Raw genomic sequence first — 21,517 nt, 5'->3', positions numbered from 1 at the left:
TATAGCCTGTATGATAATAAAAAAGGGCGTGTGAAAAAACGAGAGTTTTTTCATGCGTCCTTTTGCTTATGGATGTAATAGTAGTTATATTACATAAAAAAGGGTATAGTTCCCCTTACCCCATAAGAATGCTATTATGAAATCCTATGCGGCAGTTGCACCTTTTTTCTGCTTGTTGTGATATTTATAAAGATTGTGTCCGATAGAAACAAGAAATACTTCGAGCAGTACAGATTTTATTCCTCTTCGGACAATTCTTTTGTACCACCGATCGTTTTTCATGATACCAAAAGTACCTTCTGCCTGGATGGATCTGTTCATCCTCAGAAGTGCTCCCTGGATACTTTCGAGATTTTCTATCACTTCCTGATGCATCGCTGTAAGTTCGCGGTTGATCCGAACAGTACGGTTTTTATCTGTCTTTTTACATTGTTCTGCGTATGGACAGCTGGAGCAATCTTCACACTGATACACTTCTTCCTGACGCCCATACTTGTTTTCCCTTTACGTTTTTTTGATACTGAAGGTAAAATCTTTTCCCGTTTGGGCAACGCATAATCCCGTCTTTCCCGATTGGAAAATTTACTGCACGAAATGGATCTTCATGATACTTCTTGTCAGTAGTCTCTTTCTTGAACATAGGGAACTTCATATATTTTTTCATTCCATGCTGCTCACAGAAGATGTAATTATTGTAAGAACCATATCCGGCATCTGCCACTGGGTATTTCGGATAAAAGCCATATGTCGTATAAAACTTGTTCATCAATGGAATAAAACAATCCATATCTGAGCGATACTGATTTACATCGACAACAGCAATGTACTCATCTGCAGCACCGACCTGTACATTATAGGCTGGAAGCAACTGGTCATTTCCCATGTAGTCTTTCTTGATTCGCATAAAAGTGGCCGAATGGTCTGTTTTTGAGTAGCTGTTGCGCTCTTCTCCGCAGATCTTTATTTTTTCTACATATTCTTCCAACTTGGTTGTATACTCCCTGAGTTTTTCATAATGACGCTGCTGCGTAGTTTTACGATGTCCTCTACCATGAACAAATATCGTTTCATCAATCTGCCAGGCTTCAGCATACTGCTCGGCAGCTTCTTTTAAATACTCTGGTGCATACTCACTATTGATACAAAGCTTTATCCCTGTACATGACAGCTCTTCATTGATTTCCTTAAAGAGTTCAGTAATCTTATCAAAGAGCCGGTATCTGGATTTTTCTGTGGCTTTTTTCCACACCCAGGAATATTTATTTGCATTTGCTTCAAACTTGGAACCATCGATGTATAGATGTTGGAGATCCACATGTTCTGTCTCGAAGATTTTTTTGTTTATGTCTAGAAATATTTCTTCAATGGAATCAGCAAGCACCTCATTAATGAAGTAGCCGAAGGTACGATAAGAAGGGGTTTGATGGTCCATAAGATACATAAAGCGGAGATTGACTTTACACTGATCCTCCAGCTCACGTAACGATATATAGCCATTCGCCATAAATCCAAACAAAACTGTCTTCAGCATACTGACCGGGGCATATCTAAATCTTCCTGTATAATGTTGCGGAATATTTTTCAGATATTTCTCCAGTTCGATTTCTCCCATAAATCTGTCAAAAGTCAGCACTGGATCACAGATGTCCAGATAATCTTGAATTAGCATTGGCAAAACTGCCTGTTTTGGGTTAGAATAAATTATGTTATTAATTTTTTTCACAAGTTAATTATAACAGAAAGAAAGACCTTGAGTTCATTATAAACTCTTGGTCTTTCTTTTTTCAGGACTATTCTTTTTTCACAGCCCCTTTCATTGATTAAGAATTAACGATATCATCAATCTTCTTAAGTTCTTCATCTGAAAAATCAGTATGTCCGATTATCTTGATATTATCAAGAATCTGCTCAGGTTTTGAAGCTCCAATCAGGACACTTGTTACTTTATCATCTTTTAGAATACAGCTAAGAGCCATCTCGGCAAGCGTCTGTCCTCTTTCCATAGCAATTTCGTTAAGTGCCTGAATCTGGGAAAGCTTTTCTGATGTAAGTGCAGTCTCATTAAGAAATCGTCCGTCAGTGGCAATTCTGCTATCAGCAGGGATACCATGAGGTAGCGCTTCGTAAGAAGTTCCTGTGCGAGAGGAGAGAAAGCTATGATACCTTTTCCAAGCTCATAGGCAGTGTCCTTAAGCCCGTTATTCTCAATTGTTCTGTCAAAAATAGAATAACGGTTCTGGTTGATTACGAAAGGACATTTCAAATAGGTTAGGATTTCTGTAGCCTTTTTAAGTGTGGGACCATCATAATTTGAAAGACCTACATAAAGGGCTTTTCCACTTCGAACGATAGAGTCAAGAGCACCCATAGTCTCCTCAAGTGGTGTCTCAGGATCCATTCTGTGATGATAGAAGATATCGACATAATCAAGTCCAAGTCGCTTAAGACTCTGGTCCAGGCCTGCAATAAGGTACTTGCGGCTTCCCCAATTGCCATAAGGTCCTTCCCACATATCAAATCCGGCCTTTGTGCTGATGAGCATTTCATCTCGGTATGGATGAAGTTCTTCCCTGAAAAGCTTGCCGAAATTGCGTTCTGCACTGCCATAAGCAGGCCCATAATTATTGGCAAGGTCAAAATGAGTGATTCCATTGTCAAAAGCGGTAAAGCACATCTGCTTCATATTTTCGTAGACTCTTGTATCACCAAAATTGTGCCAGAGTCCAAGTGAAACAACAGGCAGCTTCAAGCCACTTTTACCGCAGCGGTTGTAAACTATTGTGTCGTATCTTTTTTGACTGCAATGTACATGTGTATATACCTCCATGATTATATCTTTCTGCTACACTTAGGATATCATATTTTTCTTCAATTGCATCCAGCTCTTCATTTCATCCTCTGTTTTCGCTGTATGCTACTGCAATTTCTCCAACAATTCCAGATGAAGTTTCTGCACCTTAATCTTTTGTTTTTGTATATTCACTCTTTGAGTGGACTTTCCTCCTTCGATTTTCTTTAAAGCTTTATGCTTCATAAACTCTTCTTTTATATAGTTTTTTCAAAACAACTATAGTAATATAGAGTTATCACAATCTTAGCTTCCTACTATTCAACGGTTCCTTTTCGCCATATCCAGTGGGGTGGGTAAAGATGACCCAATAAGTGAATGTAATTGAAGAAATTAAAAAAAGGACTATTTTTTATGAACAATATAAAAGAAAGAATAAAAATATTTTCAGGGGCGCAGCTTAAATACATTGCTTTTCTATCTATGCTTATCGATCACACAAACAAAGCGTTAATCTATCCGAATTTGGATGGAGGAGCATTGAATCGGTTGAGTGACTTTTTTGATATTTTAGGAAGAATCGCATTTCCAATATTCATCTTCCTTCTCGTGGAAGGCTATTTCCACACAAAAAATAAATGGAAGTATTTAATTACACTTCTTGTATTTGGAGTAATATCAGAAATTCCTTTTGATATGTGTACAACAGCTACATTTTTTGAAGCCAACTGGAACAATATTATGTTTACGTTAGCCTTGGTGCTTGCCATGATCTGGCTGATTGATGTACTCAAGGAAAAGATGGCAGCATTGCCGAAAGCTTTATGGTATTTCGTATCATTTCTCATTGTGACAGTATTGTGCTTTGCTGCAATGAATCTGGGATTAGATTATGAACACCATGCGGTGCTGATTGGATATTTCTATTATATTTTTCATGACCGACAGGCACTTGCGATTCCATTTTCCTATCTTTCCATGTTCAAAGAACCATGGGCTTTGCTTGGATTTGGCCTGACACTTACTTATAATGGAGAACGTGGAAAACAGAATAAGTGGTTTAATTATCTTTTTTATCCAGTACATTTGCTGATTTTAGGAATTATAAGAATGTGTCTTAAGATTTGAATATGAAATTTTAAAAAGGACTTTTCTTTTAAAATGAACGAAAAGTCCTCTTTTTGCGTAGATGACTGTTATTTCACAGCCCCTTTTTTATTATGCGTATTTTTATTTATCTGCCCCATAATATCTGTCATCGCCGAAGCCAAGGATCAGCATGAAGATTGGCGGTAAGAAGATAAGGCCAATGGCGAATCCTGTGCCTCTGCCGAAGGCTCTTGCAAGCTTAATGCTGTACATAATGCTGATGACGACAAGTATGATTTTTACCAGTATGACAAGCATGTAGACAGTTAAGCTTTCGCCTGTTTCCAGAGTTCCCTGCAGATAAGAAGATATGATTCCCAGGATGAGAGTCAGCCAGAAATATGCGGGCTGCCATGCGATTTTATAAGAAATATAATCGCCATATATTGGAATAATACTTTTCCATCCGGCCTCTCCTGCTTTGGTAAAGATTCTCCAGTTGGCAATGATCTGCAGAAGCCACCATGCAAATGCAATCATCAGATACATACCGCCCAAGAGCATCAGACTACTGATAGCTATAAGTCCCATTTGTGTTCCCCCATTTCTTTTTGTGAGATATGATACATGTATCATTGGTGTAGAAGTGTAGTTGAGAACTATGTTTGTTCTCCTGAAGTATTTATGCTAAATCCATTAAAGCATATTCTCAGGAGTTCGTCAATTATCAAAGAAGATTGTAAATTTTATATTCGATAGTTGGATACGTTACTGTAAGGAACAAAAATAACGTTTGTTCATAAGTGAGAAAATTATTGTTGCTTTGGCGTAAAACATATACTGCCAGTGAATGAAAAGCTGATGAGATAAGGGTATAATGAGTGTAATAAAGGATGAGTGAATTATAACAATCCTCTAAATGAATTACTGAAGATTGTACATAAGCGAGGTGAAAATTATGGCAGCAATACTTATGATCGCTTACATAGCGGCAGCATACTGGGCGACTAATAAGATATGGTGATCTAAGAAAGTGTATGTTTATTCCAATGCAACATATTTCTACATGACACGTTTTATTATCTGTATGATTGCAGGATTTGTGACGATACCCATTGCACTGTTGCAGACATTGATCGGCAAAAACTGAAATAAGAGGGGGAAAGTAATATGGAAGCACTGGAAGCTCAAGCACAGGCTACACAGGAAAAAGAAAATGCTGTGACAAAGCAGAATATGAAGTATACCATGAGTTCTTCAAGAGGAATTTATTTATCGTGGCTGACGGGAAGGATTTACAGCACAATTTTTGCTGATCACGAAAAGCTGACTATAGATATAAGGCCGGTAAAGAAGAATATGATTCCTGTGATTTATTATGAAGATATTACGGCAATACTTATGAACTACAAAATACCGGGATATTATATATTTTTCATTTGTCTGGCAGTGATTTCCTGTTTTTCCAATCCTGGAATGATTGTATTTGTTTTTCTGTTTATATGGGCAGGCTCAAACCGTAAAATAACAATATGTTTGAGAAGCGGAAACAAAGCAATTGTATATGCAAGAAGAAAGAAAATAGCTACAGCATTTGTAGAGGATATTAAAGAAAGAGCGAAGATATAATTAACAGTAAATGTTACAAAAGAAAAGGGGGATAACTATGGTAGCAAAAACAATTATGAAAAGGATTGCAATAGCGGTATTATCAGCGGTTATTTTAAATGGAGTAATACCTCTGGATAGTTTGAACGTATATGCCTCCGAGAATACGGGAGCAAGCTATACAGCATTGGATCTGTATACATATTTACAGGATCAATGCACTACAGAGTATACATTAACAGAGAAGGCAGAAACTTTTCTGGAAGAACATGATGATTTTTTCCCTGCTTCGCCAGAATTGGCAATACCGGATGAAATGACAGATGCAGAACTGGATTTTCGCCATATCAACAAAAATCCATCCAGATACGGTGATAAGCTGATGAGAATTTCAGAAGCATACGTAATACAGGTTCAGGAACAGGAAATGGAAGAAGGACATTATCTGACATGGCTAAATCTGATAGATGGAGAAGAACAGCAGTATTCTGTTTATTATAATGGAGAATTGGATGACGTTTTTGAGGATGATACAGTAGAAGTAACCGGTCTGCCACTTGGAACCAGTTCATTTGAGAATACCGATGGAGGGGACACTCTTGTTGTTGTATTAGCGGGCTGTAAGGTTAATAATATTGGTTAAAAAGAAATAAAACTCAGAAAAAAGTCACAAATGATATTGAAATAAATGTCTGTATGTAGTATAACCAGACGCAGATAAAAGAAAATTCTTCGGGGTTGTGGTGATCAGCATCAGCTGAGATTCCCTACCGGCGGTTATAGTCCGCGACCCGCTTAGGCGGCTGATCTGGTGGAATTTCAGGACCGACAGTATAGTCTGGATGAGAGAAGAACACGCGATATTTACCATACGTGCTTATTACCCCGGATATATAATCCGGGGTTTTTTATATGTTGAAGAAATCTCGGTGCTGGTTGGCTCATTTGCAATGGAACCGATCGCAGGTGTACTGATCGAGCTGGTGAAGATTCTTGTGCATCTGGTAACAAAGGGATCTGTGACAGCAGATGTAGGTGATGTGGCAAACTTCATCTTTGGATGTACATTTGCAGCAATGATCATTTTCCCATTCAGTATATTTAAATATACACTGACATCTCTGATCGTATTCTTTATTTATAAGAGAATCCGTGTAGTTCTTAAGGGAGATTGATTTTATATCTGATAAAGAATAAATTGGCAGTCCAATAAATATAAAAGAAGAACAGTCGTATGAGGAAAAATCTACGGCTGTTTTTCTTTTTGACGGGTAAAAAATAATTATGGAAATTGGCAGACGGACTTAAAAAAGATAAGATAATATGGTAAGATAAAGCAGACAATATAAACACCTGAATGTGAGGTTTATAAAATGAATGATACAGGAATCAGACCGGAAGTTATAGAAGAAATCCGAAACCTTGCGCAAAAATATGATATTGTAAATCTTGATCGTGACATGCAGGATGAGTTAAGAGAAGCTATAGAGAAGGAGGGGCGGGTTTTGTATGAGAAAGTATGAAAATTGCGTTAGGAATTATAGCTGATGCAAAAGAAGAGTTTTATCAGATGTTTTGTAAATTGAAAACAGAGATAGAAGAAAACTGGCTGTGATAATCAACAGAGGGATAGAAAGCGAAAGGAAGTATCCATTATGGGACAGATACACAATATTGAGAAACTGACAGACTGTAAATTTTTGAATTTGTATCATTTAAATGCAACAAGCATTCATAATACTCCTGTGTCATATTTTGTGGCATCACGTGCGAAGAGTATTAACGAATTAAAGATAAAAACAGGTAAAAACACTCCTGATGGCGTGATCATTTACAGTCTTTACGGAGAGAAAAAAGACAGGGTTGTATTGGTACGTCAGTACAGATATGCAATCGGCGGATACATCTATGAATTCCCGGCAGGTCTGGTAGAACCGAACGAAGAATTCCATGAAGGTGCAGTAAGAGAAATGTATGAGGAAACAGGACTGAAATTCACACCTCTGAAAGTAGATCCGGCATTCGAGAAACCTTATTTCACAACGGTTGGCATGACAGATGAATCCTGCGCAACTGTTTACGGTTACGCGGAAGGCGGGATCAGTAAAGCGGCACAGGAGGATTCCGAAGAAATCGAAGTTGTGCTTGCTGACAGAGAAGAAGTAAAGAGAATCCTGAAAGAGGAAAATGTAGCGATCATGTGTGCATATCAGCTTATGCATTTCCTTCAGGATGAAGAACCTTTTGCATTTTTGAAGGAAGAACTTTAACCAAATCAAGCAAATAACGAAGCAGATGATTTTATCTGCTTGACTAAGGAGAATTAAAGGAGGATTACACTAATGGAAAAATGGCAGAGAAGCTTTTTCCAGCCGGTACTTCCGCTGGGAGAAGATGGACGAAGAGTTACAGGAAGTAAAGAAAACATTGCACTTTCCAGAATGGCAGCAGGAGAGGGAATGGTCCTTCTGAAAAACGAGAAAAACACACTTCCTATCCGGAGAGGGACGAAAGTCGCGCTCTTTGGCAAGGGCACTGTAGATTACGTAAAAGGAGGCGGAGGAAGCGGCGATGTAACTGTAGAATACATCCGTAATCTTTACGAGGGCATGAAGATTAAAGAGGATGAGGGAAAAGTAGAAGTTTTCGATAAACTTGCGAAATATTATGCGGAAGATATTCAGAAACAGTACGCAGATGGTGCAGTACCGGGTATGACAGTTGAGCCGGAGCTTCCGGATGAACTTCTGAATGAAGCGCGAGAATATACAGATACTGCAATAATTACCATTTGTCGTTTTTCAGGTGAAGGATGGGACAGAAAATGTGAAGCTGCACAGGATGGATACGTTCTTGACGGAGAGGAGAAAAGAAACTCCGAGCTGTCAGCGAAGATTTTTGAAAACGGTGATTTCTGCCTGACAAATGCAGAGAATGTCATGGTAGAGAAAGTAAAGAAAGCATTCCCACATGTAATCGTAGTGATGAATGTTGGCGGTATCGTGGACACGAAATGGTTCAGAGACTGTGATGAGATTCAGTCAGTACTGATGGCATGGCAGGGCGGAATAGAAGGTGGTCTTGCAACAGCAGATATACTCTGTGGTGATGTCAATCCGTCTGGTAAATTGTCCGATACTTACGCAAAAGATCTGGAAGACTATCCATCAACAGCAAACTTCCATGAGTCTGCATTCTATGTAGATTACACAGAAGATATTTATGTAGGATACCGTTATTTTGAAACAATTCCGGGTGCAGCGGAGAGAGTAAATTATCCGTTTGGGTTTGGACTGTCCTACACAGATTTCGATTGGAAAGTAACAGGTGCTTCTGAAGAAAACGGTGTGATCACGGTCCTTGCAGAAGTAACTAACACAGGAAAAACAGCAGGAAAAGAAGTTATCCAGCTTTATTACGGAGCGCCACAGGGGAAACTTGGAAAGCCTGCGAAAGTACTGGGAGCATTCAAAAAGACCAGTCTTCTTCAGCCGGGTGAACGTCAGATCCTTACCCTGGAACTTCCTGTGAATCAGATGGCATCCTACGATGATCTGGGTAAAGTATGCAGATCAGCCTATGTTCTGGAGGCAGGAGAATATGCGATCTATATCGGTACAAATGTAAGAGATGCAGAAAAGATCGACTTTACATATGTAGTAAAAGAAGACACAGTAACTGAGCAGTTAAGCCAGAAGGCAGCGCCATATCATCTTCAGAAACGTATGCTTGCAGACGGCTCTTATGAGGAACTTCCACAGCGTGAATATGTGGAAGAAGAAGGACTTCCGAGACAGGATAAATATGCGATTGGTCTCCCATGCCCTGATACAAGAGGACAAAAAGGAATAGACTTTCTTGATTTTCTTGATTCCAAGGGAGTTCGCTTCTCTGATGTAGCAGACGGTAAAATGGCACTGGATGAGTTTATGGATATCCTGACATTGGATGACTGTATCAATCTCCTTGGCGGACAGCCAAATACAGGCTGTGCCAATACATTTGGAATGGGAAATCTTCCGGAATACGGAGTCCCGAATGTGATGACAGCAGACGGACCAGCCGGACTTCGCATTCTTCCGAAATGCGGAGTGAACACAACTGCATGGCCATGTGCCACACTTCTTGCCAGTACCTGGGATGAAGAACTGGTAGAGGAAGTTGGTAAAGCAGGAGCAGAAGAAGTAAAAGAAAATAATATCAGTATCTGGCTTACACCAGCTTGCAATATCCACAGAAGCCCGCTTTGCGGACGTAACTTTGAGTATTATTCTGAGGATCCGTATCTTGCAGGAAAGACAGGTGCAGCTATGGTAAGAGGCATCCAGTCTCAGCATATCGGAGCAAGTGTGAAACATTTTGCAGCCAATAATAAGGAGACAAACCGTAAGGATTCAGATTCCAGAGTATCCGAGAGAGCACTCCGTGAAATCTATCTGAAACAGTTTGAAATTATTGTAAAAGAGTCTCATCCGTATACGATTATGTCCTCCTATAATCTGCTTAATGGTATTCATACTTCAGAGCATAAAGAACTCCTGACAGGTATTCTCCGTGATGAATGGGAATTCGACGGAATAGTTACAACAGACTGGTGGACATTCGGAGAACACTATCGCGAGACAAAAGCAGGAAACGATATCAAAATGGCAGCAGGATATCCGGAACGCATAAAAGAAGCATATGAAAAAGGGTTTATTACTGAAGCAGAAATCCGTCTCAGCGCAAGAAGAATCCTGAATATGATTCTGAAAATTGACTGATGAGTATCATTAATATTTTATACAGGAGCAAAAAAGATAATGGATGAGCGCAAACGAAGTTTACGAAAAGAAATAGTCAGGCTGGCACTTCCAATCGCACTTCAGCAGTTCATGACAGCCCTGGTCGGAGCATGTGATGCGATCATGCTGGGAAAGTTAAGCCAGGATGCCATGTCAGCTGTATCACTGGCCACACAGGTTACTTTTGTATTTAATCTGTTTATGTTTGCATTTATGGCAGGCGAGAATATGTTTGTGGCACAATATTATGGAAAGGGGGATTACAAAGGTATTTCCCAGGTGTTCAGCCTTGTGACAAAGATTTGTGGATGTATTGCAGTGGTATTTCTGGCAGGAGCCCTTTTCTTTCCGGAACAGCTTATGAGAATCCTGACAAATGAGGAAACTCTGATTGTTCTGGGAAGTGAGTATTTAAGGATGATTGGCATTTCCTATGTGTTTTCGGGAATTGCACAGACTTTCCTGGCAATCATGAAGAACTGTGGTGCAGTAAATATGAGTACCCTGATCAATGGGGTTATGGTAATTCTCAATATCGCATTGAATGCTGTTTTCATTTTCGGACTGTCCGGCTTTCCGAAGATGGGAATTAAAGGTGCTGCACTGGCAACCGTATTTGCAACAGTTGTGCAGTTCCTATGGAGTGTTGGTTATGTATTGTGCAGGATCAGAGCTGTGAAATTCAGTCTCAGAAGCTGTGAGAAAAAGTTATTTGGCCGTTTCTGGCAGAAAGCCGTTCCGTTACTGATCAATAATCTTGCATGGGGAATAGGTTTTTCCATGTATTCTGTGATCATGGGACATCTGGGAACGGATGCCGTTGCCGCCAATGGGATAGCAAATATTTCCAAAAATCTTGTTGTATGCTTCTGCCTCGGACTTGGAAATGCAGGCAGTATCATAGTGGGAAACCGTCTTGGTGCAGACCGCCTGCAGGAAGCAAAGGAGGCAGGCGGAACACTTACCAGAACTGCGATTATTGCAGGAATTGTATCAGGCCTTGTCTTGATCGCCTTGTCCCCATTTATCACAAAAATGGTAGATCTCACCCCGACAGCCCGCGGATATCTGCAAAAAATGCTGCTGATCTCTTCCTATTACATCGCAGGAAAATCAGTAAACTGTATGACGATAGGCGGAATCTTCGCAGCAGGCGGAGACTCCAAATTTGGAATGCTGTGTGATTCCGTAACTTTGTGGTGCATCACCGTTCCTCTGGGATGCATCTGTGCATTTATCCTGAAACTGCCGGTTATGGTTGTCTACTTTGTACTCAATCTGGACGAGATTATTAAACTGCCGGTGGTTTATAAACATTATAAGAAATATAAATGGATTAAGAATCTTACATAATTTTACACGCTTCACAGGCACATATACCGGATATCCGGGACTATGTGCCTGTTTTGTCTTAATGATATTTATGCATCCGTGCATAATAACTGATACATAAGATCACAGTGGCTCCGCTCCATGCTGCAATCTCTGCAAAGAAAATACCGTCCTGTCCGATAAAATGGGGAAGGATCAGTGCAGCACTGATACGCATGACAAATTCAGCCATACCACTTACCATAGGCATTAAGGTATCTCCCAGCCCCTGAAGTGCAGATCTGTACACGTACAGAAAGTACAAAACCCAGAGCATGGCAGCCATAATAGAGAGGTATTTAAAAGCAATTGCAAGTACCTGCTGTGTCTGCTGCGGTTCACCTGAGATGAAAAGTGAGAGAATATTTTTTCCAAATAAAAACATGGCAGCAGAAATGATCAGTGAGGTAAGCAGGGAAAGCAGCATACTGCTGCGGACGCCTTTTCTGATCCTGTCAATCTTTCTGGCTCCCAGATTCTGACCCACATAGGTAACGATGGCATATCCATAGGAAATAGCAGCCATTTCCAGCAGACCATAAAGCTTGTTTGTAGCTGTAAATCCTGCTACAAAAAGGAAACCGTAGCCATTGATCACATACTGGACTACCAGACCGCCCACACCGATGATGATATTCTGGAATACAACAGGAATACCAAGCTTCATCAGGCGGGCATTCATGCCGGATGCAGGCATAAAATCTGCTCTGGTCAGATGAACAATATCAATTCTGCGTAAAATCAGAAAACAGTAAACAGCAGAGAAGCTCTGTGCGATCACAGTTGCGATTGCTGCTCCTGCCACACCCCATCCGAAACCTGCCACAAAAAGGAGGTCCAGTGAAACATTCAGCACAGATGCGATGATCATCGCAGTCAGTGGTGTTTTACTGTTTCCCATAGCCCTTAGGGCAGAGGCAAACATATTATAGGCTGCTGTGGCCGGTATGCCACAGAAAATGATGCGCAGATATAACAGAGACATTCCGATAATATTGGAAGGTGTATGCAGCCCTGTTAATACCAGCGAAGCAAATGACTGGCTGAGAATGAATACTCCGGCTGCGATAAATGCGGTCAGCCGATAACTGTGAGCCAGAGATTTACGCAGATTTTCGAAATCCTTTGCCCCATAATATTGAGAGAGTTGAATGGAAAATCCCTGGGTGAGTCCGGTGGATATTCCTGTGACAACCCACATCAGAAAGTCAACAGCGCCCAGTGCGGCAAGAGCCTCCACACCTGCAACCTGTCCAACGACCATGGTATCCACCATTGTATAAAGTTGCTGACAGATATTTCCCAGCATCAGGGGAATTGCAAAAAGAATGATCAACCGTCCCGGTGAACCGGAGGTCATATCCTGAATCTTGGTTTTCATTGGTATAAAAGTTCCTTTCCGGAGCATATTTGAAAAGATTAAGAATAATTTTTCGAATATGTCCTGATATTTATATTAATAATTTGTAACTATTCAGTAGTCTACTATCCCGCGAGGTGTTTTGGCACGTAAGTACCAAAATCCCGAGACATACAAGCCAAAATGCCATCACCGCAGGTGATTTTTAATGCATTTTGGCTCGTAACTGTGAAGGTACTGAACAGTTACAATAATTTTATATCATTAACGTGAAAAATGAAATATAATATTTTATCCGGACGATATAAGTTTATCTGTTGCAACACACTCTTGAGAGACAATGGCTATTTACAAATATGACAATAACAGGTATCATTCTTTTATAAATACATTCATAAAAGAAGGTAAAACAGAATGAGCGGACTGGAAAAGAAATTTGCCACGAAATCAAAAATCGTAAATTATATTATAAATAGAGAATCCACATCAAAAGTGGAAATATCCAAAGAACTGAATCTGAGTATGCCAACAGTTCTGTCTAATGTAAAAGATTTATTGGAAAAGGGCATCATAATAGAAACTGGAGAATATGAATCCACAGGAGGAAGAAAGGCTAAAAGTATTGGAATCAATCCATCCTATCGTTATGCAATGGGAATTGTGATCACTGCAAATCATCTGGGAATGGTGCTGGTAAATCTGAAGTATGAGATTGTGAAATCAGAGCGGGTCCGTCTGAAATTTGTACCTGATATGTCATATTGTAGTCAGGTGGCAGAGTTTGCGGCGGAATTTCTGGATAATATGAATGATGCAGAACAGAAAGAAAAGCTTCTGGGTATTGGAATCTCTATTCCGGGAATCATTAATCAGGAGCAGAAACTGGTGATAAAATCCCACGCACTGAAACTTGAAAACTATAGTCTCAGTTTCCTGGAACAGGCATTTTCTGTCCCGGTTTATTTTTCAAATGATGCCAATGCGGCAATGATGGCAGAAGATATGAACACCTATCAGAATGCAATTTACCTTTCATTGAATCAGACTCTTGGCGGTGCATTTTGCATAGGGGGAAAATTGTTTTCCGGAGAAAATCAGAAGGCCGGAGAATTTGGACATATGATACTTGTACCTCAGGGCCGCAAGTGTTATTGTGGAAAATCAGGTTGTGCAGATGCTTATTGCGCTGCAGGCGCACTTGTTGGTGAGTCAAAGGATTCTGTGGAACAGTTTATGCAGCTGCTCAAAAGTAATGATGAAAAGGCAGAGAAAAAATGGGAAGAGTATCTTACTTATCTTGCAATTCTGATTTCAAATCTGCGCATGGCATATGATATGGATATCATTCTTGGCGGCGAAATGGGTGGATATCTCTCAGATTATATGATACCTCTTGGAGAAAAAGTAATGAGGTATAATGGATTTGATCATGATCTGAGATATCTGAAAAACTGTTCTTATAAAAAAGAAGCCTCAGCTGTAGGTGCAGCAAAGCATTTCCTGCAGGATTTTATCGGAAAGATATAGCTGATGGCATTCTTAAATCACTGATGATCTGCTGATATACCATAGTAAATAAATATCTGAATATAACAAATACCCTGATTACAACAAAGAAATGTTGTGATCAGGGTATTTTGTTGTTGTGCGGGAATTGCTATAGGAGGAGTGTTATAGTAACATCTGCATAAAAATAAAATCTATACTTTGTGCAATTGGTAGAAATGAGAAATATTTTTAAATGTTTATTGACAAATTTAGAGATTTGAATAATAATGTAATTACTTTAATAAAATATTTAATAAAAGATAATAAATAACTAGAGATTCAAAGTATATTCAACAAACAAGGAGGAAAATATTATGTTACAGCAGGTTATGACAAATCCAGGAGAAATCATTTTCAGAGAGGTTCCCGTACCAGAGATTAAAGACAACCAGGTTTTGGTTAAGATTATGAATATCGGTATCTGTGGTTCTGATATCCATGTATATCACGGAAAACATCCTTTTACAAAATATCCGGTAACCCAGGGACATGAAGTATCAGGAGAAGTGGTAAAAACAGGTGATGCAGTAACAGAATTTCATGTGGGACAGAAAGTAACAATTGAGCCACAGGTATATTGTGGACATTGTTATCCATGCCGTCACGGAAAATATAATCTCTGCGAAGAGCTGAAAGTAATGGGATTCCAGACAACAGGAACTGCATCCGAGTATTTTGCAGTTGATGCATCAAAAGTAACACCGATACCGGAAGATATGTCTTATGAAGAGGGCGCAATGATCGAGCCTCTGGCAGTAGCTGTTCATGGTGTTAAACAGATGGGCGATGTAACAGGAATGAATATTGTGGTGATAGGAGCCGGTCCGATCGGAAATCTGGTAGCGCAGTCTGCAAAAGGGATGGGAGCAGCTAAAGTTATGATCACAGATGTCAGTGATCTTCGTCTGGAAAAAGCAAAAGAGTGTGGAATTGACGTATGTGTCAACACAAGGAATAAAAATTTCGGGGAAGCAATGGTAGAAGCCTTTGGACCGGATAAGGCAGATGTTATCTATGACTGTGCAGGAAATAACATTACAATGGGACAGGCAATCAAGTATGCAAGAAAAGGAAGCGTGATTGTGCTGGTTGCAGTTTTTGCAGGAATGGCTGAGATCGATCTGGCAGTTGCAAATGATCATGAGCTTGATATCAAGAGCACAATGATGTACAGACATGATGATTATGTAGACGGAATCAGACTGGTGAATGAAGGAAAAGTGCATTTAAGACCGCTGATCTCTAAGACATTTGCATTTAAAGATTATCTGAAAGCATACCAGTACATTGACGATAACCGTGAGACTACAATGAAAGTGATTATCAATGTGCAGGAAAAATAAAATACCCTGCTGATCATACATAAGCATTATGTAAGACAAAGATATAATAAAAAAGACTGCTGTAGAGAAGACATGAGTAAACGGAAAGACGGAGGATGGCAGCAGGCAGGAGGAATTATGGAGAGTAAAAACGAAAATGTAAAAGTTCCGTTGATCAGTAAAATCGCATATGGATTTGGCGATGTAGGATGTAATTTCAGCTGGATGTTCGTCAGTAATTTTCTCATGATTTTTTACACAGACGTATTTGGAATCAGTATGGCAGCAGTCTCTGCCCTGATGTTGTTTTCAAGATTTTGGGATGCGATCAATGATCCGATCGTGGGCGGACTGACAGATAAAACCAAAACGAAATGGGGACGTTATCGTCCATGGCTTCTCATTGCAGCTCCGATCACGGCCGTGCTTCTGATTATGACATTCTGGGCACATCCGGACTGGTCGGACAGATCAAAGGTTATCTATATGGTAATTACATACTGTCTGCTGGTACTTGGATATACCTGTGTAAATATCCCGTATGGCACCCTTTGTGGAGCAATGACACAGGATATCGATGAACGTGCAAAGATTAATACATCACGTTCAGTATCTGCAATGGTCGCAATTGGAATTATCAATATCATTACAGTTCCACTGATTGAAAAACTGGGCAGTCAAAGTGCTAAAACCGGATACCTACTGGTAGCAATCATATACGGATGTATTTTTGCAGCCTGTCATTTCTTCTGTTTCGCAAAAACAAAAGAGCAGGTGATTATGCCGGAAAAAGAAAAAATATCCATAAAAGTGCAGTTAAGAGCAGTGATGCAGAACCGCCCATATATTCTGGCATTAATCGGACAGGTGTTATTCGGATTTACACTTTATGGAAGAAATGCAGATGTTTTATACTATTTCACTTATGTAGAGGGAAATGCATCCTACTATACTACATATTCCATGTGCATTATCATTCCATCCATTATCGGTGCTGCATGTTTCCAGCCTGTATTCCGCAAACTGAACAATAAAGGAAGAACGGCATCCATTTTTGCTCTCCTCACTGGAATTTCCATGCTCTGTATGTTCTTCTTTAATGTAAAAGAAACACCGGCAGCGTTCTATACACTTGCAGGAATTACACAGTTCTTTTTCTCTGGATTTAACACTGCGATCTATGCGATCATTCCCGACTGCGTAGAATACGGAGAGTGGAAAACGGGATTAAGAAATGATGGTTTTCAATATGCATTTGTGTCACTGGGAAATAAAATTGGCATGGCAATAGGAACTGCGCTTCTTGCAGCACTTCTTGGAAAATATGGATATGTGGCAAATCAGGTACAGAATCCGGCTGTCCTCAGTATTATGAGACATTCCTTTACTACAATTCCGGGAATTTTATGGATAGTGACAGCAATTGTACTGTTTTTCTACCGTCTGAACAAAAAACGTTACAATGAAATTATAGAAGACCTGAAAAAAAACAGGATAAAATAAAGAGTGTCGTGAAGTGAATTGCGAATATCAACGGGTCTCCTTGAGCAGTGCTAGAAAATCTGCTTAAGGAGATTTTTATGTCTGGAGTTTTTGTGGTTGCATTTTTATTTTATATCAGTATAATGGTGGGATAAGTCTGCAGATGAAAGGAAGACAATGCTGACAATATAACGAAGGAGCGAAGTATTATGCTGAAAAGATTCACCAGATATGTAACCCAGAGTGTTGCCGGAATGATCGGGATTTCCGTTTATATTCTGGCAGATACTTTCTTTATATCTGTATATTCAGGTGCTGACGGACTGGCAATCCTGAACCTGATCCTGCCGGTTTATGGGCTGATCTATGCGATTGGGGCTATGATCGGGATTGGTTCCGCTACCAGGTATGCCATAAGCAGGGCAAAAGGAGAAAATACAGATTATTATTTCATACAGTCAGTAACCTGGAGCATACTGGCTGCAGTTCCATTTATGCTGATCGGAATTTTTATTCCGGACAAAGCATTGGCTTTGCTGGGTGCAGATGCCGGACTGATCGGACTTGGACGAAACTATATGAGAATTATTCTGATTGCAACACCATTCTTCATGTCAAATTATACATTTACTGCATTTGCCAGAAATGATGGAGCGCCTTCTATTGCAATGATCGGTTCCATCAGTGGAAGTCTTTTTAACATTGTATTTGATTACATATTCATGTTCCCTGTAGCTCTGGGATTTTCCGGAGCAGGACTGGCTACTGCAATCTGTCCGATCATAACAATGAGTGTCTGTACCATACACTACAGAAGCAGCAGAAACCATGTGGGATTCCATTGGAAAAAACCGTCATTCAGACACCTGATTTCCTGCTGCCAGCTGGGAGTTTCCGCATTCGTCGGTGAACTGTCTTACGGTGTGATCGCCATTGTATTTAACTTTCTAATCCTGGGAATCGCGGGAAATGTGGGTGTAGCAGCCTATGGAGTTGTGGCAAACCTTTCTATCGTGGCATTTGCAATTTTCAACGGTCTGGCTCAGGGAGTACAGCCCCTGATCAGTGAAAGCTACGGAAAAGTTCAGCTCACTCAGGTAAAAAAACTTCTGAAATGGAGCCTGCTCGTATGCCTTGCAGTAGAAGTAATGATCCAATTGATTATCTGGACAGCAACTGACTCGCTGATTGGCATTTTCAACAGTGAAAACAATGTTCAGTTATTGAATTATGCACACACAGGACTGCGTTTGTACTTCCTTGGATTTATAGTGGCAGGAATCAACATTGTACTGGTGGCATATTTCTCAGCAGTGGATGAACCGAAAATTGCGATTGTCGGTTCATTCCTGAGAGGAATTGTTGCCATTGTTATCTGCGCAGTTATACTTGCGAAATTATTTGGATTAAATGGAATCTGGATCTCTCTGCTTGCAGCGGAGACAGTTACTTTTCTGACGATTCTATTTCTGGCATATAAAGACAGAAGAAAAAGAATGGCAGTTGTCTGAACTTATAGCAAGTAAAGAAGAGAGCGAGATTTGCTTGATTTGGTTAAAATTTAGGAATTGTCCGAATAAAATCAGGCTGTTCAATATCAAGCAGTCTGATTTTCCGTTCAATCCCTCCGGCATAACCGGTAAGGCTTCCGTCTGAACCTATAACTCTGTGGCAGGGGACGATTACGGAAATCCGGTTATGTCCAACTGCACTGCCAACTGCCTGAGCAGACATGGTTTTCAGTCCACGTTTATCAGCTATTTTGCGGGCAATCTCGCCGTAAGTAACTGTCTGACCATAAGGGATCTCCAGTAAAATATCCCACACTTCTCTCTGAAAATCTGTTCCGATCAAATGAAGCTTCGGCAGGAAATCCGGCTTCTGCCCACTAAAATAAATATCCAGCCAGCGCAGAGCATCTTTCAAAATACAGTTTTCTTTTTCCTCAAAAACAAAATCCCTGTGTCCTGGAAATTCTCCAAAATACTTCTGTCCCTCAAACCAGGCTCCCACAAGCCCAATATCATCAGCTGCCAACAGCATTTTTCCAAGTGGAGACAGATAATAAGTTCTGTAAATCATAATATTCACCCTCATAGAAAAATAAGTAATAATAGATAGCACTTGGCTTCTTATTGGTACAATTCATTATAAAATTTTCGCATGACAAAAGCAATAAAATCTCAGTTTATAAGTCTTGAGATTTTAACCGAATCAAATAAGTTACCTGATTCAACTGTGGAAAGAATTCTTGTATAAACTTCAAAACTGATGTAAGATAAGATTACTCAGTTTGGAGGTTTTATTTTTATGTTTAACGAAATAAAAGATTTCGCTGCGCCGGAACTGGATGTATATGCCAGAACATCTGAGGTGCAGCTTTTACGATATTATGAACCGGAACCGGGAATTTTTATTGCGGAGAGTCCGAAAGTAATTGAGCGAGCTCTGAAAGCAGGATATCAGCCAATCTCTTTTCTGGTGGAGCATAAAGACCTGGAAGGAGAGGCACAGGAAATCCTGAAACAATATCCGGATGTGCCGGTTTATACTGCAGAATATGAACTGTTGGTCAAGCTGACCGGATTTGCTCTTACTCGAGGAATGCTCTGCGCAATGCGCAGAAATCCACTGCCATCTGTAGAGGAAATCTGCAGAAACGCCAGCCGAATAGCAGTTCTTGAAAATGTTGTAAACCCTACAAATATCGGAGCTATTTTTCGCTCAGCAGCAGCTCTCCATATGGATGCAGTACTTCTGACCAGCGGATGCAGTGACCCGCTTTACCGACGTGCAGCCAGAGTAAGCATGGGAACCGTATTCCAGATTCCCTGGACATACTTTAATAAAAAAAATGTATGGCCACAGGATGGAATGCAGATTCTGCAAAATCTGGGATTTAAAACAGCGGCAATGGCTCTGCGTGACGATTCCGTAGGAATTGATGACAAAGCACTCCGTTCAGAAGAAAAACTGGCAGTTATTCTCGGAACTGAAGGTGATGGTCTTGCATCACAGACAATTGCAGACTGCGATTATACAGTAAAGATACCAATGTCCCACGGAGTAGATTCGTTGAATGTGGCAGCGGCAAGTGCAGTGGCATTCTGGGAGCTGGGACACAGGTAAAGCTCATAATTCCGGAAAAGGAACAGTTTATTGAGAGTATACAGAATTTAACACGAGTTCTGTATACTTTTTTTTATAAAAAATGAAACTTTTTGTTCTTTGACAGGATATATAAGAATGTAAAGGTTAAAAGCTTTTAATTTTTGAAAGTATTAAAAAGAAAGTAGGATTGATATGACAGATGAAGCAGAGCTTTTGCAACGTCTCAGGAACAGAGAAAAAAACTCAATAGATGAAGCAATCCAAATTTATACGCCATATTTGAGTACTGTTTTGTATCATATGGCCGGCAATTCACTGCCGAAAGAGGATATTGAAGAAATTGTGGCAGATGTGTTTGTTATACTCTGGAAGAATGCTGAAAGGATAGATTTGCAGAAAGGTACATTACGGTCATATCTTGCTGCTGTTGCCCGAAATTTTGCTCTGAAACGGATAAACAGAAAAACGGATCATATAGTTCTTGAAGATATTGAACTGTCAGATGGCAAAGACTTCATTGAAGAGAATTTTCACAATAATTATGTATGGGAAACAGTTATGAGCCTTGGCGAACCTGACAGCGAGATTTTTGTAAGGTGGTATAAATTTGATGAAAAAATCAAGGACATTTCAAAAGCAATGGGGCTTAATATTTCTACAGTGGAACAAATATGTATTATGTACATTATATAAATAAATTGGTATCGGATGATTACGAATTGACAGAACAAGATAAAAAAGACCAGGCCAGTGGAAAAGTTGTATTCAGTTACGATGACAGCGCTTCTCAGATTGAAGTTAGTCAGGTTCAAAGCGTTAACTGGAATAAAGATGGCATCCAGTATGGTTTGCTGCAAATAGATGGAAAATTATCTGCCGGTGAACTTGCAGATATGGCGAGAGAGGTTATTAATAACAGAAGATAAAGAAAAAAAGATGGTGAATTCAGCCCGGTTCACCATCTTTTTGTAATTGTTGTGAAAATACCTGTATCGCAGCTGATGTATAATATGTTATAATTAATAGAAAAAGATGCAGGTAAAATTATATTTTA

The 21,517-nt window shown here is 39.8% G+C and carries 18 protein-coding genes, 2 pseudogenes and 1 riboswitch; of the genes and pseudogenes, 15 read left to right on the top strand and 5 right to left on the bottom strand.

The features are described 5' to 3' along the window. Positions 1–144 precede the first annotated feature (144 nt). A pseudogene (locus WKT11_RS00305) lies at positions 145–1,669 on the bottom strand (transposase). 151 nt (positions 1,670–1,820) lie between these two features. Further along, positions 1,821–2,827, bottom strand: a pseudogene (locus WKT11_RS00300) (aldo/keto reductase). A gap of 375 nt (positions 2,828–3,202) precedes the next feature. Here WKT11_RS00300 and WKT11_RS00295 point away from each other — a divergent pair. Beyond that, on the top strand, positions 3,203–3,916 hold the full coding sequence (locus tag WKT11_RS00295; protein ID WP_117675050.1) for a TraX family protein: 714 nt from the start codon (positions 3,203–3,205) through the stop codon (positions 3,914–3,916). Between the two features lie 102 nt (positions 3,917–4,018). On the opposite strand, the gene WKT11_RS00290 is transcribed toward WKT11_RS00295, so the two are convergent. Further along, positions 4,019–4,468, bottom strand: coding sequence for a DUF5684 domain-containing protein (locus tag WKT11_RS00290; RefSeq protein ID WP_117675048.1), 450 nt, complete (start codon positions 4,466–4,468; stop codon positions 4,019–4,021). A gap of 579 nt (positions 4,469–5,047) precedes the next feature. On the opposite strand from WKT11_RS00290, the gene WKT11_RS00285 reads away from it, so the two are divergent. The 7 genes from WKT11_RS00285 (at position 5,048) to WKT11_RS00255 (ending at position 11,622) form a co-directional block, all read left to right on the top strand. Beyond that, positions 5,048–5,506 carry a hypothetical protein gene (locus tag WKT11_RS00285; protein ID WP_117675046.1) on the top strand — a complete coding sequence of 153 codons (459 nt, stop codon included), beginning with the start codon at positions 5,048–5,050 and terminating at the stop codon, positions 5,504–5,506. Between the two features lie 37 nt (positions 5,507–5,543). Next, a complete protein-coding gene (locus WKT11_RS00280; RefSeq protein ID WP_117675044.1) occupies positions 5,544–6,128 on the top strand; it encodes a hypothetical protein in 585 nt (194 codons plus the stop codon). Between the two features lie 81 nt (positions 6,129–6,209). Next, positions 6,210–6,343: riboswitch (FMN riboswitch) on the top strand. Continuing rightward, complete coding sequence (locus WKT11_RS00275) at positions 6,328–6,660, top strand: hypothetical protein (RefSeq protein WP_243101649.1); 333 nt, start codon at positions 6,328–6,330, stop codon at positions 6,658–6,660. (Overlaps the previous riboswitch by 16 nt.) Before the next feature lie 198 nt (positions 6,661–6,858). Next, complete coding sequence (locus WKT11_RS00270) at positions 6,859–7,008, top strand: hypothetical protein (protein ID WP_181977721.1); 150 nt, start codon at positions 6,859–6,861, stop codon at positions 7,006–7,008. 132 nt (positions 7,009–7,140) lie between these two features. Next, positions 7,141–7,755 carry an NUDIX hydrolase gene (locus WKT11_RS00265; protein WP_117677158.1) on the top strand — a complete coding sequence of 205 codons (615 nt, stop codon included), beginning with the start codon at positions 7,141–7,143 and terminating at the stop codon, positions 7,753–7,755. Between the two features lie 72 nt (positions 7,756–7,827). Continuing rightward, positions 7,828–10,248: a glycoside hydrolase family 3 protein gene (locus WKT11_RS00260; protein WP_117677157.1), complete on the top strand. Its 2,421-nt coding sequence runs from the start codon at positions 7,828–7,830 to the stop codon at positions 10,246–10,248. A 39-nt stretch (positions 10,249–10,287) separates the two neighbouring features. Continuing rightward, entirely contained in the window at positions 10,288–11,622 is a 1,335-nt protein-coding gene (locus WKT11_RS00255; protein WP_118247856.1) for an MATE family efflux transporter, read from the top strand. 58 nt (positions 11,623–11,680) lie between these two features. On the opposite strand, the gene WKT11_RS00250 is transcribed toward WKT11_RS00255, so the two are convergent. Next, the gene (locus WKT11_RS00250; RefSeq protein WP_118247855.1) at positions 11,681–13,021 is read right to left on the bottom strand and encodes an MATE family efflux transporter; all 1,341 of its coding nucleotides are present in this window, start codon (positions 13,019–13,021) and stop codon (positions 11,681–11,683) included. 393 nt (positions 13,022–13,414) lie between these two features. Here WKT11_RS00250 and WKT11_RS00245 point away from each other — a divergent pair, with 393 nt between their 5' ends. The 4 genes from WKT11_RS00245 to WKT11_RS00230 all read left to right on the top strand — a co-directional run bounded on the left by WKT11_RS00245 (position 13,415) and on the right by WKT11_RS00230 (position 18,863). Further along, positions 13,415–14,527, top strand: coding sequence for an ROK family transcriptional regulator (locus tag WKT11_RS00245; RefSeq protein ID WP_118247854.1), 1,113 nt, complete (start codon positions 13,415–13,417; stop codon positions 14,525–14,527). A 335-nt stretch (positions 14,528–14,862) separates the two neighbouring features. Next, positions 14,863–15,891, top strand: coding sequence for a zinc-dependent alcohol dehydrogenase (locus tag WKT11_RS00240; RefSeq protein ID WP_008706353.1), 1,029 nt, complete (start codon positions 14,863–14,865; stop codon positions 15,889–15,891). Positions 15,892–16,008: 117 nt separating this feature from the next. Then, entirely contained in the window at positions 16,009–17,373 is a 1,365-nt protein-coding gene (locus WKT11_RS00235) for an MFS transporter (RefSeq protein WP_340282215.1), read from the top strand. A 188-nt stretch (positions 17,374–17,561) separates the two neighbouring features. Further along, a complete protein-coding gene (locus tag WKT11_RS00230; protein WP_118630084.1) occupies positions 17,562–18,863 on the top strand; it encodes an MATE family efflux transporter in 1,302 nt (433 codons plus the stop codon). A gap of 43 nt (positions 18,864–18,906) precedes the next feature. On the opposite strand, the gene WKT11_RS00225 is transcribed toward WKT11_RS00230, so the two are convergent. After that, positions 18,907–19,434, bottom strand: a complete 528-nt coding sequence (locus WKT11_RS00225; RefSeq protein ID WP_340281547.1) for a methylated-DNA--[protein]-cysteine S-methyltransferase — start codon at positions 19,432–19,434, stop codon at positions 18,907–18,909. A 228-nt stretch (positions 19,435–19,662) separates the two neighbouring features. Between WKT11_RS00225 and WKT11_RS00220 the strand changes: the two genes are divergently transcribed. The 3 genes from WKT11_RS00220 to WKT11_RS00210 all read left to right on the top strand — a co-directional run bounded on the left by WKT11_RS00220 (position 19,663) and on the right by WKT11_RS00210 (position 21,389). Further along, entirely contained in the window at positions 19,663–20,481 is an 819-nt protein-coding gene (locus WKT11_RS00220; protein WP_340281544.1) for a TrmH family RNA methyltransferase, read from the top strand. 174 nt (positions 20,482–20,655) lie between these two features. Beyond that, positions 20,656–21,156: an RNA polymerase sigma factor gene (locus tag WKT11_RS00215; RefSeq protein ID WP_117845683.1), complete on the top strand. Its 501-nt coding sequence runs from the start codon at positions 20,656–20,658 to the stop codon at positions 21,154–21,156. 26 nt (positions 21,157–21,182) lie between these two features. Then, on the top strand, positions 21,183–21,389 hold the full coding sequence (locus WKT11_RS00210) for a hypothetical protein (protein ID WP_243099593.1): 207 nt from the start codon (positions 21,183–21,185) through the stop codon (positions 21,387–21,389). Positions 21,390–21,517 lie beyond the last annotated feature (128 nt).

This window comes from Blautia sp. HCN-1074 (genome assembly GCF_037890165.1).
In the GTDB taxonomy this organism is placed as follows: domain Bacteria; phylum Bacillota; class Clostridia; order Lachnospirales; family Lachnospiraceae; genus Blautia_A.
The sequence above is the reverse complement of the archived record's forward strand: the minus strand, read 5'-3'. Positions and strand labels throughout refer to the sequence as shown.

Bases quoted from the DNA above. Each gene is read 5' to 3' on its own strand.
- WKT11_RS00260 (WP_117677157.1), top strand. From the start codon at position 7,828: ATGGAAAAATGGCAGAGAAGCTTTTTCCAGCCGGTACTTCCGCTGGGA.
- WKT11_RS00255 (WP_118247856.1), top strand. From the start codon at position 10,288: ATGGATGAGCGCAAACGAAGTTTACGAAAAGAAATAGTCAGGCTGGCA.
- WKT11_RS00225 (WP_340281547.1), bottom strand. From the start codon at position 19,434: ATGATTTACAGAACTTATTATCTGTCTCCACTTGGAAAAATGCTGTTG.
- WKT11_RS00240 (WP_008706353.1), top strand. From the start codon at position 14,863: ATGTTACAGCAGGTTATGACAAATCCAGGAGAAATCATTTTCAGAGAG.
- WKT11_RS00280 (WP_117675044.1), top strand. From the start codon at position 5,544: ATGGTAGCAAAAACAATTATGAAAAGGATTGCAATAGCGGTATTATCA.
- WKT11_RS00230 (WP_118630084.1), top strand. From the start codon at position 17,562: ATGCTGAAAAGATTCACCAGATATGTAACCCAGAGTGTTGCCGGAATG.
- WKT11_RS00290 (WP_117675048.1), bottom strand. From the start codon at position 4,468: ATGGGACTTATAGCTATCAGTAGTCTGATGCTCTTGGGCGGTATGTAT.
- WKT11_RS00295 (WP_117675050.1), top strand. From the start codon at position 3,203: ATGAACAATATAAAAGAAAGAATAAAAATATTTTCAGGGGCGCAGCTT.
- WKT11_RS00250 (WP_118247855.1), bottom strand. From the start codon at position 13,021: ATGAAAACCAAGATTCAGGATATGACCTCCGGTTCACCGGGACGGTTG.
- WKT11_RS00285 (WP_117675046.1), top strand. From the start codon at position 5,048: ATGGAAGCACTGGAAGCTCAAGCACAGGCTACACAGGAAAAAGAAAAT.
- WKT11_RS00270 (WP_181977721.1), top strand. From the start codon at position 6,859: ATGAATGATACAGGAATCAGACCGGAAGTTATAGAAGAAATCCGAAAC.
- WKT11_RS00275 (WP_243101649.1), top strand. From the start codon at position 6,328: ATGAGAGAAGAACACGCGATATTTACCATACGTGCTTATTACCCCGGA.
- WKT11_RS00215 (WP_117845683.1), top strand. From the start codon at position 20,656: ATGACAGATGAAGCAGAGCTTTTGCAACGTCTCAGGAACAGAGAAAAA.
- WKT11_RS00265 (WP_117677158.1), top strand. From the start codon at position 7,141: ATGGGACAGATACACAATATTGAGAAACTGACAGACTGTAAATTTTTG.
- WKT11_RS00220 (WP_340281544.1), top strand. From the start codon at position 19,663: ATGTTTAACGAAATAAAAGATTTCGCTGCGCCGGAACTGGATGTATAT.
- WKT11_RS00235 (WP_340282215.1), top strand. From the start codon at position 16,009: ATGGAGAGTAAAAACGAAAATGTAAAAGTTCCGTTGATCAGTAAAATC.
- WKT11_RS00245 (WP_118247854.1), top strand. From the start codon at position 13,415: ATGAGCGGACTGGAAAAGAAATTTGCCACGAAATCAAAAATCGTAAAT.